Annotated in this window: 15 protein-coding genes and 2 pseudogenes; 7 read left to right on the top strand and 10 right to left on the bottom strand. The window is 56.9% G+C overall.

Features of this window, described 5'->3' with window-relative positions; translation table 11 throughout:
• Window positions 1-158: 158 nt before the first annotated feature.
• Together EV561_RS35810 and EV561_RS35805 are read right to left on the bottom strand one after the other, a co-directional pair.
• Window positions 159-347 carry a hypothetical protein gene (locus EV561_RS35810; RefSeq protein ID WP_132528609.1) on the bottom strand — a complete coding sequence of 63 codons (189 nt, stop codon included), beginning with the start codon at window positions 345-347 and terminating at the stop codon, window positions 159-161.
• Between the two features lie 74 nt (window positions 348-421).
• Window positions 422-619, bottom strand: a complete 198-nt coding sequence (locus tag EV561_RS35805) for a hypothetical protein (protein ID WP_132528608.1) — start codon at window positions 617-619, stop codon at window positions 422-424.
• A gap of 181 nt (window positions 620-800) precedes the next feature.
• On the opposite strand from EV561_RS35805, the pseudogene EV561_RS35800 reads away from it, so the two are divergent.
• The 5 genes and pseudogenes from EV561_RS35800 to EV561_RS35785 all read left to right on the top strand — a co-directional run bounded on the left by EV561_RS35800 (window position 801) and on the right by EV561_RS35785 (window position 4,187).
• Window positions 801-1,567: pseudogene (locus EV561_RS35800) on the top strand (SOS response-associated peptidase).
• A 37-nt stretch (window positions 1,568-1,604) separates the two neighbouring features.
• Window positions 1,605-1,868 (top strand): hypothetical protein, encoded by a 264-nt coding sequence (locus tag EV561_RS37510; protein ID WP_165928047.1) that lies wholly within the window; start codon window positions 1,605-1,607, stop codon window positions 1,866-1,868.
• Between the two features lie 187 nt (window positions 1,869-2,055).
• On the top strand, window positions 2,056-2,331 hold the full coding sequence (locus tag EV561_RS35795; RefSeq protein ID WP_132528607.1) for a hypothetical protein: 276 nt from the start codon (window positions 2,056-2,058) through the stop codon (window positions 2,329-2,331).
• Window positions 2,332-3,305: 974 nt separating this feature from the next.
• On the top strand, window positions 3,306-3,695 hold the full coding sequence (locus EV561_RS35790) for a heme-binding protein (RefSeq protein ID WP_132528606.1): 390 nt from the start codon (window positions 3,306-3,308) through the stop codon (window positions 3,693-3,695).
• Between the two features lie 288 nt (window positions 3,696-3,983).
• A complete protein-coding gene (locus EV561_RS35785) occupies window positions 3,984-4,187 on the top strand; it encodes a hypothetical protein (protein ID WP_132528605.1) in 204 nt (67 codons plus the stop codon).
• A gap of 33 nt (window positions 4,188-4,220) precedes the next feature.
• Here EV561_RS35785 and EV561_RS35780 read toward each other — a convergent pair whose 3' ends face one another.
• The 3 genes from EV561_RS35780 to EV561_RS35770 all read right to left on the bottom strand — a co-directional run bounded on the left by EV561_RS35780 (window position 4,221) and on the right by EV561_RS35770 (window position 6,004).
• The gene (locus EV561_RS35780) at window positions 4,221-4,469 is read right to left on the bottom strand and encodes a hypothetical protein (protein ID WP_132528604.1); all 249 of its coding nucleotides are present in this window, start codon (window positions 4,467-4,469) and stop codon (window positions 4,221-4,223) included.
• A 200-nt stretch (window positions 4,470-4,669) separates the two neighbouring features.
• A complete protein-coding gene (locus EV561_RS35775) occupies window positions 4,670-5,695 on the bottom strand; it encodes an HWE histidine kinase domain-containing protein (RefSeq protein ID WP_132528603.1) in 1,026 nt (341 codons plus the stop codon).
• Window positions 5,696-5,824: 129 nt separating this feature from the next.
• Window positions 5,825-6,004, bottom strand: coding sequence for a hypothetical protein (locus EV561_RS35770; protein ID WP_132528602.1), 180 nt, complete (start codon window positions 6,002-6,004; stop codon window positions 5,825-5,827).
• 628 nt (window positions 6,005-6,632) lie between these two features.
• On the opposite strand from EV561_RS35770, the gene EV561_RS37505 reads away from it, so the two are divergent.
• Window positions 6,633-6,797: a hypothetical protein gene (locus tag EV561_RS37505; protein WP_165928046.1), complete on the top strand. Its 165-nt coding sequence runs from the start codon at window positions 6,633-6,635 to the stop codon at window positions 6,795-6,797.
• A gap of 1,947 nt (window positions 6,798-8,744) precedes the next feature.
• Here EV561_RS37505 and EV561_RS35755 read toward each other — a convergent pair.
• A pseudogene (locus EV561_RS35755) lies at window positions 8,745-9,500 on the bottom strand (alcohol dehydrogenase catalytic domain-containing protein); the annotation flags it as partial.
• A gap of 66 nt (window positions 9,501-9,566) precedes the next feature.
• Entirely contained in the window at window positions 9,567-10,589 is a 1,023-nt protein-coding gene (locus EV561_RS35750) for a PAS domain-containing protein (protein ID WP_132528598.1), read from the bottom strand.
• Between the two features lie 197 nt (window positions 10,590-10,786).
• Between EV561_RS35750 and EV561_RS35745 the strand changes: the two genes are divergently transcribed.
• Complete coding sequence (locus tag EV561_RS35745; RefSeq protein WP_165928045.1) at window positions 10,787-11,278, top strand: response regulator; 492 nt, start codon at window positions 10,787-10,789, stop codon at window positions 11,276-11,278.
• Here the strand turns inward: EV561_RS35745 and EV561_RS38305 are convergent.
• The 3 genes from EV561_RS38305 to EV561_RS35735 form a co-directional block, all read right to left on the bottom strand.
• The gene (locus tag EV561_RS38305) at window positions 11,249-11,458 is read right to left on the bottom strand and encodes a hypothetical protein (protein ID WP_132528596.1); all 210 of its coding nucleotides are present in this window, start codon (window positions 11,456-11,458) and stop codon (window positions 11,249-11,251) included. The two genes, EV561_RS35745 and EV561_RS38305, sit on opposite strands and share 30 nt — an antisense overlap.
• A complete protein-coding gene (locus tag EV561_RS37785) occupies window positions 11,455-11,649 on the bottom strand; it encodes a hypothetical protein (RefSeq protein ID WP_207910667.1) in 195 nt (64 codons plus the stop codon). The genes EV561_RS38305 and EV561_RS37785 overlap by 4 nt, the downstream gene beginning before the upstream one ends.
• A gap of 117 nt (window positions 11,650-11,766) precedes the next feature.
• Window positions 11,767-12,270 carry a hypothetical protein gene (locus EV561_RS35735; protein ID WP_132528595.1) on the bottom strand — a complete coding sequence of 168 codons (504 nt, stop codon included), beginning with the start codon at window positions 12,268-12,270 and terminating at the stop codon, window positions 11,767-11,769.
• Window positions 12,271-12,517: the final 247 nt, after the last annotated feature.

The following is a 12,517-nucleotide window of genomic DNA, read 5'->3' as shown; positions in this document are numbered from 1 at the left end:
ATAAAGAAAGGCGTGCGGCTGCTTGGTGTCACTCTTTCGTCGCTGGAGAAGGCCAACTCTGCGACACAAGAGCAGTTCGATCTGGGACTTTGAGACGAACGCAGGATCGCGCCTGGACCCCTTTAGTCGACCGAAGGATGATGGTTATCCCCATCGTCTCAGTGCATAAAGAACACGAGCACGTTGACAAGCGACATCCCTCCGATCGGGGCAACGAAAAGCAGAAACAGTTCGAGACCTATAGCCCAGATCAGCAATTTCTGCTGTCTCCAGCTCAATTGCGGGTGTGGCTTCTCCGGTTCCCGTGAGGGCTTCCGGCCATAGGAACCACCGAGATCGCGATACATCACCACCTCCATCGACCTGGCTGGTTGGCTATTCATACACTCCCTAATCACCGGCGGGCTACCACTGATGTTTGTCAGGCGGGGTCGTGTTCGGGCGACCTGTCCTTGTCCCGTTCACACTTGGTGCTTTCGGCGGCGCCGTGTTCGCCCAGAAGCTTTTCCCGGTCGCGCTCGATTTCTTTGTCGGACGCGTCTGCCGTCGCGCGGCTGTTGCTAGAAATACCTCGCCTAGCGATGGTGGCACCCGGCGGTCGATCGTTGATCTTTGACATTGCAATCTCCTCTCTGAAAGAAGAACGCGATGGAGACCTTTTTGTGCCGGCGACCTAGGGGTGCCCTTCGAACATCGTTCTCAGCGGCAATTCAGGTGTCCTAAATGTCCGCCGTCGATCGGTTGGCAGCCCATATCGTCTCGGTTAATCTCTCGCGTCGTTCGAACGGGGATCACCAGCCATGTGCAACCTCTACCGCATGGAGGACAAGGATTGGGTCAACAAGTGGGCGTTGGACGCCGAGAGCTTCATCAACCTGATGCCCGCCTATCAGATGAACCCCGATCAAATGGGGCCGATCGTCCGCAATACGCCTGATGGCCGTCGGCAGCTCGTCAACGCCCGATGGGGCCTGCCCTCCCCATTCTTCGTCCAGAAGAAAGCAGCAGAAGACCGTGCGGCGAAGCTGAAGGCAAAGGGACAGGCCGTTGACATGGACGAACTGCTTCGCATGGAGCCGGATCGAGGCCTGACGAACGTCCGCAAGCTCAACCTGCCCCATTGGAAACGCTGGCTCGGTATCGAGCATCGATGCCTGGTCCCCGTCACAAGTTTCGCCGAACCCGATCCTGCCAGCCAAGAGCCTGGCGGCCGAGTGCCGAACGCCTGGTTCGCGCGAGATGAAAGCAAGCCCCTGATGTTCTTCGCTGGCATCCACGTGCCTGAGTGGCAGAGCGTCCGGAAAGTCAAAGATGGCCTGAGTACGGACGATCTTTACGGGTTCCTGACCACCGATCCCAATGAGGTCGTCCAGCCGATCCACGAAAAGGCAATGCCTGTATTGTTGTTGGCCAAGGAAGATACGGATATCTGAACGCGCCGTGGGAGGAAGCACAGCATCTTGCTCGCCCGGCACCGAATGAGGCGATCATGATTACCTCGCGCGAAGCGTATGGATCAAGCATCGTCACGACTGCGGGCGAACCCACCGAGCCAAGCCTCCTATGAGGGCAACGATATCGCTTCGTTCGGAGAGTGAATTCCGGTGACGCTCATCACCGACTTCATCGCCGAGTTATATCGAGCCGCCAATGAAATCGATCGGCTGACAACCGTCGAGAAGTGTCGCCTGCTGGAGACGGCAGGTCACACGATGCGAGATATGGATGAGGAGCTTGGAAACGTTGGCGATCATCGGTCCGAAAGAAACGCCGGCGAGCTGCTGAAACTCGCAGACACGATGGCAGATGGCGTGCCCGACATACTGGATGCGCACCGGATGCTGGTGCGGACGCCACTTGACGAATGAAAATTCTTGCCGGCTTCATAGACGTGCCGCCCCCACGCGACATAAAGAACTCGGGGGAGCACTTAGCCTGTTTGCAGATCTGGCTCAGCTCTGAGAACCTGAGGGAATGGGCATAACGACCAGACTCATCCCCTCAACTCCGCCGACGCTACCGATCGATTGTATTGTGAGATTCAGAAAGAAGACAATGTTTGTCGATCAGAATTCGGAACTGATTGCACGGGAACTCGGTATCACGGTCGAGGAGCTCGTACAGTTGCATTACGAAGAAGGCTCGGAGGAAGACGACGGTGTGATCCACACCTACTACATGCGATTTTCGGACGAAAACCCTTGGCGGATCATGGTGAAGATCAAGGGCCTCCAAGGTAGCACGCTCAGATTGAATCCGAGCATATTCGAGGGCCCAAACAAAGAAGAATATCCGCAAGATCAACCTTATAAGGATGTGCCCCGAGATTAGCCGCCGTACCCCATCGCTGATAGAGTTGTCACTCAAGCCTCTTCTAGCAGCCGGTATATCAAGCTACGCCAGGCCGAACTATGGGCGTGCAAAAGGCTTCTTGCCGGTCTGCTTGTCTTGAATGTCGTCAAACTTCGACGATAGCACGAAAACTTGCGTCAAGAGTTTCCCGACGTTCTCAATCACCGTGTCGAGCTTTCCACCAAATGTCTCGACCACCCGATCGATGCGATCGTTCGTCGCCTAGATCGCCTTCTGGTTCTCTGCGAAGCCCTCGATCACCCGGTTTGTCTGGGCAAGCCGACAGGTTGGGAATAGCTTGTACTCCTTTGCAAGCAGAGCCAGGCGCCAATCGCACCCACAGCGTTCACCCCCTGAGTGCCTGGCTCACCCCCATGTACTGGTAGTTCCCAAAACTTCAATTTCACGATATGGTTGCAATGCTGGGTTTGGGGGCAATCCAGCGAAAGGCCGCTGCCAGAGATGAGCTCTGGCAGCGGACTTTTTATAACCGGTTAGAAGTGGCTAAATCTTTGTAGAAGTCACCCGCACACTTTTGCACGTGCAATGAGCATGAGCGAGGCCGAGCGTTGCCGATACCGCATCCGCGGGCGTGGCCGGCGGGCGCCCCTTTTGAAGAGTGATCGGTCAGGTTGGGACAGGGCAAGCATTGACCAGCTTTGCCGAGCCGAAAACGATCAAAGACATTGTTGAGGCAGCCCCTCATCCTTGGCGCCTTACCAGCACATCATGGGGACAGGCCCAAGTCGGCGCGAAGACAGCGAGGATGCCGCACTGCTTCAAAAGCAAGGGACTGCGCACGAGGCCTCGCATCGGGAGCACCTGACATTGAGCAGTCGACAAGTTGTCAAATTGAACGCTGCTCACTTGCCACGAATGTACAAGAAACCAAGAACGCTTTGATCGCCGGATCGGACGATCGTGTCGCACAACATAGATCTTGCCGCGGCGAAATGATCGTCGCCGCGAAGACCCACGCGATCGAAATCGGCGCCCGGGCGAGCATCGTCGTCCTCGGTCACGGCGGCGATCTTGTCGCAATGGTACGAATGGATGGTGCTTGGGCTGGTGCCTTCGACCTCGCACTTGGCAAGGCGCGCACGTCACGTGCCTTCCAGGCGCCCTCCTCCGCGTTCGTACACCTGATCCAGCTCGGCCAGCCGCTTTTCTCAGTCAACAGCGTCGGCGGCGGCCAATACGTCATCCTGCAGGGCGGACTGCCTCTTGTGGTGAATGGCGTTCTACACGGCGCACTAGGCGTTAGCGGAGGCACACCCGATCAAGACGAAGCTATTGCCAACGCGGCGGCTGCCCTCCTCCAGGCATCGAATACAAAGGAATAGCACAATGGCTGATCTTCTCGATTTCCACTTAAGCGCCTCGTGATGCTCAAGGGCGGCCACTTCGATCCCCCGACCGCGAAATCGAACGCGTCCGGAGCCGCCATCGAATGGTTCCGTTCCCACCTCTAGCAACGTGGCCCGCGTTCGGCCGCCAGAAAGGAATGGAAATGCTAAACGGACCTGAAGAGAACCCGTCCCCGAAGAATTAGAAGGAGGTCGCAACTTGCTAGCGCTTGCTAAAGAGACGTTACGGAGCAACTGTGATCAATCCGCACTGGGAGGTATTTCATGGCACTCGTTAAGCTGACCTTCAAATCCTCGACTTCGTATCCGATCTATATCAATCCGAAGATGGTGATCTACATTCGCCGGGATCCGAACCGGACGGGCATCCATCTTGCAGGTGGCGGAGGCGAGGGTGGCGTCTTCGTCGCAGTCGAAGAGTCCATCGAAGAAGTAGCAAACCTTATCAGCGCCCAACCAGACAGGTGACGGATAGGGAGGCCTCCTGGTTTCGTAAAGGTATCAGACCGGCTTTGTTGGAGTCCCTTTGTCCTCGGTTGCCCTTCGATCCGCAAGCAACATATCCAAAGCCTTATGCTCCGGGCCGAGAGGGCGTTGATTTAAGAACGAGGCGACGGAGGTTATCGTTTCATGACCGCCGGATGATGGGTTGCCCAGATGAACAACCACCTCTTTGTTGGTCAACTGATCGATACCCAAGAACCAGCGGTCGCCATTCGTGCTGGTCGCAAATTCTCTAATATTTTCCATGATTGTGCTCCTTCTAGGCCTAGAAGTAGAGCGCGAGTTCGGGATTACGATGAAATAAGCCACCATCGCTCTGCTAATTCCGCGCCCGAATCCGCGTGTTCGAATTTCCTATAGGAACTACAAGTCCCATACGCGAAGCCGTTTGGGGTGAGCCCCGATCCGACCATGCTCAATTTGTTGCATCGCGGCGAGAAGCCGCGTCACTCGATCTGGGCCAGATCACCGCGAAATTGAATCTTTGACAACGGCAAGTCGAGCATGAGGACGAAGCCAGGAGGTTCGTACAAGACATCAACTTCACCGTAAGCGGTTAAGCTCGACACGATGAGACGTGATCCGAAACCCTTGCGGGTGGGTCCGGCTACCGCCGGACCGCCGGTCTCGCGCCATTTGGCCACAAGGAAATCTTCTGTCCTGCGGTGTTCTATGGTCCACGACAGATGGATCATCCCTTCTTCATTCGATAGAGCTCCATATTTGCATGCGTTCGTCAAAAGCTCATGCAGAACCAGAGAGAACGAAAGCGCGGCTTGGGGTCCCAGTTCGACGTCGGGTCCTTCCACCTGTATCCGGCCGCTTCCCTCCATGCCGATGTTCACCCTCGCAGCCTCGACGATGTTTCCAAGCGTCGCGCTAACCCAGTTCTTCTGAAGTAGAATGTCGTGAGCCTTCGAATAAGCTGCGATTCGAGCCTGCAGCTTTTCCGAGGCGTCGTCGAGGGAGGTTGCATTGCGAAGAGACTGCGTGGCAATCGACTGCACCACGGAGAGGGTGTTCTTCATCCTATGGCCGAGTTCGTGCATCAAAAGACGCTGCCTGTCGGCCTGGTCCCGCTCCTGCGTCCTGTCGCGAAGGATCTTGATGAAGCCAATCACGACGTCGTCTTCCGCGCGCAGCGCCATCATTTCACCTGAGGCCCAGAAGGTTGTGCCATCCTTCCTCAAATGCCAGCGTTCGTCGCTTCCTCTTCCAGCGCTCAGTGCAGAGGTCATTTCCCTCTGCGGCAATCCCTTTTCGCGATCCTCTTGGATGAAGAACGCTGTCGCCGGCTTGCCCACCATCTCATCTGCACTCCAGCCAAGGATGCGGCGAGCGCCCTCGTTCCAGGATGTCACTAAGCCGTCCAAGTCCATCGAGATGATCGCATAATCGATCGCGCTCTGGACGATCGCTTCGAGAAACCGTTCTCTCGATGAAATCTTTTCGGTTCCTGTCTCGATCTTCATGGGCTTGTTCCTTCAACGTCGGGCGCCAGCCTTTTGTGGTACGAGCGATTCCTCTTTACCGGATACATCACGTCATCAATCCGGTACGAACAACAGCGTGAGGTCGATCACACAGTCGATCTTCGACCTTTAGGCCTGCAGACGCGCGACGATCCTTGCGAAATCATATGGCTTCGAGAAAAACTCGGCCCTGGGAGCGAGATCGACTTCGTTGGATGTCAGCCGCCCCGATGCGACGATAATGCCGGCCTCCGGGAAACGCTGGGCAACGATATTCGCAAGATCGACGCGCGAAAGCCGACCCGGCATCTGGATATCGGTTAAACAGCAGATGATTGGTCTGCGCGTTGACAATTTCGAGCGCTGCATCGACTGAACCCCCTTCCCACACGAAGCCAGCCTCCTCCAGAACATCAATGACGGTCAGGCGGAATGCTCGTCTTCGACCAGAGCACTTTGTACATTCACTATCCTCATTGCAAAGCGTTAATCCGCCCGATGTGCTAAAGTTCCTATACCGAAGGCATCGTAGGCAGCCCGCCGCGTCGGGCCAAAGGTCGGTCACCGAGCATAACGCTGTGAGCCATAGCATCCTGGCAAGCAACCCGGCGACGGTCACCACTAGGTCGACGGCCCATCAGCACAGCACCGAAGAGCCTGTCAGGCAGGTTTAGGCGAAATTCTTTAGCAAATACACACATAAAGAAAATCATTCGCATACTGGCTTGGGCTTCCATTGCTCAACAGCTTGTAGATGACTTGCTTACCCTCGTTGATCTTGTCCTGCCAGATCGTGAGTGCGCGGCCCTTCAGCTGACCGATTCCGGCCTGTTGGAAACGGTCACCATCTGCAGTGGATTGGCTTTGTCGAACGCGTCCTCGACTGCGGGAACGGCATGGCCGATGGGACGTTACCACTTCGAACAGGAGACTTTTCATGGCCAGATATCTTGATACTCGCGTTCAGGGCGGACAACCGCCTCCTCCGGACTTGCCCACACGGATCCGCACCAATCCCCGTATAAAGGCAGTGTTGTGGTCCCTGGCGGCGGCATCTGCAGGACTGATTGTCGTAGCGCTGGTCGTGACCCATGTCCTATAAACCCAACGCTGCCCTCACGGATGGCCAACTGACTGATCGACGCTACCAAGCACTGGAGTTCGACGGAACATGGCAAGTCATCGACCGTATGACGGATCTGCCAGCGGCGTCGGCTGGACGCGATTTCGTAGAGCTCTGCAAGGACGACGCCTTGGAGATTGCAACGGAACTCAACCGCTGTGAATCAGAGGGTTCGCCAAGCCCACTGATTTAGCCGCCGTCAGGCGTGGTCGTGAGAACCGCATTCCAGGATGCGCACGGCGTACGGCAATCAAAACAGCCGTCTGAATTTTCGATGCAACTAGGCAGCACGCAATGTCGAAGAATTCATTTGAAGACAGCGACGAACCAAGGCGGCCCAATGGACTACGATTAAAATACCCAAAATGGCACGGCTCCGGCTGCAGCCGACGAAAGGTCCACGAACTCTTGCGCAAGGAAGGATGGGCGGGCCGCGGACGCAAGCCAGGCGGCGGCAGCCGTTCGCAAAGCCGTGAGGCCGACGACACCACGCTCTGGCCCCTCAATCGAGAGAGACCTGATAATGATCGCGGCGGCAAGCTATCGCGGCTTTTTTTCATCGCTCGACTGACAAGATGACCTCGCCTACCGAGGCAGATCGACGCGGGTTGTGATGAAGAGTTCTGGCGGCGAATGTCAAATCAAGATTTGGCCGGCATTCAGAAATGTGGCTGCGATAACCGGCGTAGGTCCGGGAAGCTTGCCATACGGGACGGAGACCTCCGATAGAGGCAACGACCCGGTCGATGCGCTTCAGCCGAGCGAACAATAGGTGCAATCTCCGAATCCACTTCATCCACCAGTGCGTCTTTCTCTCGGTCATGAGTACCGCGCAGCGAATCCTTGTTCGCCGTCTGGCTGGCTAATGCTCTTCCGAGCTGTATGAGAGCCAAGCTTGCATCGAAGACCGCGCTGTTTCTGAAACGTGTTGGCGGCCATCGATTTCGGCACTCCTCTTCACCATGGAGCTAGTTGTGCTCTGCCTGTCGAAGCCCTGATCTGCGATCTTTTCGACTGCCTCCACTTTTATGAGGAACAATGCATAGACGAGCTGGTTGTCGAGTGAGGCCAATCATGGTCCTCATGGAGGAAACACAATGGCCAATCAAAGCGGCTCATCCGATCAGCATTCGAAGAGAGGATCCCAGAGCCATAAGGACTCGGATTCGAAGAGTGGATCCGACGACAAGCGTGGCGGATCGCACGCCGATCAGAAAAAAGCTTCCGGCTCCGGATCGGATTCCAAAAGCGAATCGGGCGGTACGCGTGGCGGCTCACATGAGCAGCATGTAAAAGCTGGCGAGCAGAGCCACAAGAATAGCAAATAATAGCGTTGAAAAGAGAGCAGTCCGCCCACCGCGGGCCGCTCTCGCAGCCATTTGCGATGTCGAATCCCATCTCCCCGTAGTGGCGGGCAATAGCACCGAGGAAGTCCGACCCAACGACCACCATCAAAAACGAGCAGGTAACGCCGCTTGCGCCTACAGAAGCAAGACAAGCTGCATTGGGTAAGCCGGTGCTCATCGTACTTGTGGCTGCGTTGGTCCTTTCCGCACTTGGATGGCTCGGCGTTGAAATGTGGGGCAGGCATATCGATCCAGACAAATCTGCAACGTCCACTTCCGCGCCAGGCGCATCGGGCAACCCGAGCGCAAAGCCAGCGGATACGGCGCCGGGCGGTCAGACCCCGCAGTCGACAACGATCGATAAAAGTGAGAACAACCAATAAGCATCAAAAGTACGCCCGCCCAGCCGAGCCGCGACGGCGTTCAGAACTAGGCGATGTCATTTCTCTGTCTATCCCGTTCTACTTGGAAGCTGTGTTGGACACGGCTTCATCGGCGTTCTCATCGCGTTCATCGCCCCAGTGTTTGCTGGCGTGGCTCCCACGGTGACATTGCAGGTACTCATCCGTGTAATCGAGTGTGTCTCGGCTCCGGCCTCCCGAGCCAACGCGAGCCGCTCCGGGACGGTGTCGATGGCGATGACGCGCTGGGCGCCAAGAAGGAACGCGGACTTTATGGCGAAGAGACCCACGGGTCCGCAACCGAAGACTACGATCGTTTGGCCCTGCTTGATGTCGCAGATTTCCGCAGCCATGTAGCCGGTCGGAAAGATGTCGCTCAAGAACAGCACCTGTTCGTCGCTTAGGCCTTCAGGGACCTTGATTGGGCCGACGTCGGCATAGGGCACTCGCAGATACTGCGCCTGGCCGCCCGGAAAGCGGCCATACCTGTCGGAATAGCCAAACAACCCAGCGGTTGGACACCCGATCTGGGCGGCTTGCTTGGCACCGGAAGGATTCGACCGCTGACACAATGAAAACAGGCTGCGCCGGCACATCGAGCATTCGCAGCAGGAGATCGTGAACGGCACGACCACACGGTCTCCGACTTTAAGCTTGGCGTTGTCGCGACCGACCTCGACCACCTCGCCCATCGTTTCGTGACCCATCACGTCGCCGGCATGCATGCCGGGAACAAACCCGCCGTAAAGGTGGAGATCGGAGCCGCAGATGGCACAGCTCGTTACTTTGATGATCGCGTCCCGACCGTCCTGGATGATGGGATCGTCGACTTCCTCGCGGCGGATGTCGCCGCTTCCATGCCTGTTGGTTATGGCTTGGCTCCTTCCCTTCAAGAGAACGACATCATACTCGATGTCCTCGGAAGGGCGGGCCATCCCATAACCAACAGTCGGGATTAAATTCTGTCTGCCTGTCAAATGAGCTTAAGGATGAGAGGGCAATTATTTCCTCAGGACATCGAGGTCGATCGTCACGCCGTCATCTCTCCAGTTCCGCGTGATGGATCCGCTTAACTGTTTTTCGATCAGGGCACCAAGGATCACAGTGCCGAAGCCGCCCGCGTTACGCGCAGCAGGTTTCCCACCACGTTCATCCCAGCTGAAATGAAGACGGTCGTCTTCGCTTCCCGTTCCTGAGGCCCACGTTATCAGAAGACGTCCTTCGCCAGGGCGCGACAACGATCCATGGGTCAGGGCATTGACAGCGAGCTCATGGATGATGAGCGAAAGCGGCTGGACCATTTTCGGGGACACGAGAACTACGGGTCCCGTCAGCGAGATGTTCGAACCGACGTAGCGCGATATCTGTGCCTCGACGATCTTCCGGATGTCGACCGCCTGCCAGGCCTCGCTTGACAACAGGGCATGCGCCTGTGCCAGCGAATGAACCCGCTGTTGCACGGCCGACGCGTAGGCCGCCGCATTATCGGTGTTGCTGAGCCGGACGATGCTGTCGACGATGGCGAGAACGTTCTTGGCGCGATGGTCGACTTCCATCAGCAGCCGGTGTTCGGATGCCTCCAGCGCCTGGACCTTCCGGTATGCCGTGACATCGATCTGCGACCCGAAATAATAAGCAATCTGCCCGTCGTCATCGAAAATCGGACTGAGATGGAGCTGGTTCCAGAACGGCGTGCCGTCCTTGCGGTAATTCAACAGCTCGACGTCGACATCTCTCTCGCCTGCGACGGCGTGCCGTATCTCGGCGATGGCCGCCGGAGATGTCCCCTCTCCTTGCAGCATTCGGCAGTTGTGCCCCAGCAGTTCGTCCGCCGCATATCCGGTGAGATCCAGGAACGCCTGGTTTGCGATCACCATTGGATAGTTCGGCTGGCGCGCATCGGTGAGCACCATCGGCATCCGCGTCCGCTCGAAAGCAACCGTGCTGAGCTCTTTGTGAACGAGCTGGCCTGATGCAGAGGCAACGACGGGTTGGTCGCCGTGGATGGGGACATCTGAAGCCAACTGCTTACCTCTCAGGTTCGGTAAATCGGAAAACTCCCAAGTATGTCAGAGGTTTCGTAGCGACATCGCGTTTCACGCGCCGTCTTGCGGTCGTAGACAGCAGTACGGATTTCTGCAATTGTCTAGGGATAGATGGCGCTGGCCGCCGCGACAGTTTTCATCTCGATCCCCGGGGTGCCAACCCCCTCGGAGTCGTCATGTCCCGGGTACTTATTATCGAAGACGAAATGCTGATTGCATTCACGTTGCAGGCGATGCTCGAAGATCTCGGTCACGAAGTTGCGGATGTTGCCGGGCAGCTGGACAAGGCGCTGAAATCTGTTGAGGCATTGGACTTCGACGTCGCAATCCTCGACTTGAAGCTCGGCACGGAGATGACCATCCCCGTTGCCGATCTGCACGTGGAACGGAAGAAGGCGTTCATCTTCTCCACCGGATTCGGCGAAGCTGAGGTAAGCGACCGCTGCAGCCAGCCCGTCCTTGAAAAACCCTATGACGAAGCTCGATTGGGCGAACTATCGCACGGGTTTCCTAGACGGCTCGTCCTCGCAGCGGCGACGTCTCGACGAGTGCGGCTTCGAAGCACTTTTCTCCGCCATGACTCCTCCGCCACTCTCGTTCATCTCCCGCCAGTCGCCTGCTTCCGTACCCAGGCACGGTCAGGTTTGAGACTCGGGCCAATTGTTTGAAGGTTCCTCTACCGCGTCGTCTTCTGCGGGATCCCGATCGCGATCGTACGCGGCTCTCAGCACTTCTAGTTCCCTTCGGATCGCGTCGTATACCTCGATCTGCCTTGCGCCCCTCACGACGAACGTATCGATGAAATCTTCAAGCCTTAGCTGCACCTCGTCCCGCCAATCGCCGCTCATTGCCACTCCTCCGACGAAAGCAGTACGCTGCGGCACAGCAGACGCCGGGTCGGCCAGCGTGTCGAAGCGCGCATTCGACGAGCGGCACCTTCGTCCAGTTCGGAATCGGGAGGTGGCTCCCCGCCGGGAATACGGTCGGGATCGTATGGCGGTGACAACGGTGGTGCGACGGGGTCATTCGGTACGCACATTGGGCTCCTCCTCGCATCTGCCTTGCGCTTGCTGGAATTAATTCAAGCGCAACCCGATCTAGCTACTGCTCTGTGCGGACCGCTTCTAAAAGCTTGTATCCGGGCGTAGCCGTGACCTCATATGCGCTTTAGCTTGAGGTCGGTGGTAACAATCGACTTTCCGGACTGTGGATCCTTGTCTACCGTCTGAATACGGAGGCCGTCATCGCCAACTCGCTGAATGATCATAACGGCTTTCTTGTCGCCGTACTCCACGGCTGCCCAGGTGACATCAAGGTTGAGCGTATTTGAGCTCCGACTGCCTTGCAAAGTTGAGGGCTTCCCGGAGACACCGACATATGTCCCGGAATAGGATGTGCCGGTCGCCTTAACCCGCGCGGTGAAGCTTCGTGTGACAACGACGAGAGCCCGGCACGAACCATCCATTGCGAAATTTGCAGCATTTGCACTGGATTTCATCTTACACGAGACGTCGACGTTGCTGCCTCCAAGCTTCGCGAGGACGGTTCCGCCTCCGGACCACTGGCCCTCGATGGATTTGAGAAAGTCGGCCTCGGAAGCCATTGCGGCGACCGGGCCAAGGGTTGCGTACGCGAGTAGTAAAACGGGAACAATTCGCATTTTATCTCCAATTCATGGAGAGACAACCTGCCAGTGTCGCTAACGTTCCGGAAGTCAGGTCGCTATTATACACGTGAGCTAATAAGCCAGCCAATGAACAGAACCAGGGCGCATCGTCCCTGCTCGCAGAATAGATCATTGGAAGTCCTGCTCTTAGAGTCTGACTCGAAAAGGGTTCAACGATAGCAATATCTTGCGAGCCGCCGCGTAAGGATGCGGATATGGGCGATGGTTATCCAGGCTTCGG

This window comes from Rhizobium sp. BK376 (genome assembly GCF_004341625.1).
In the GTDB taxonomy this organism is placed as follows: domain Bacteria; phylum Pseudomonadota; class Alphaproteobacteria; order Rhizobiales; family Rhizobiaceae; genus Rhizobium.
This window is presented reverse-complemented; position numbering and strand designations above follow the sequence as displayed.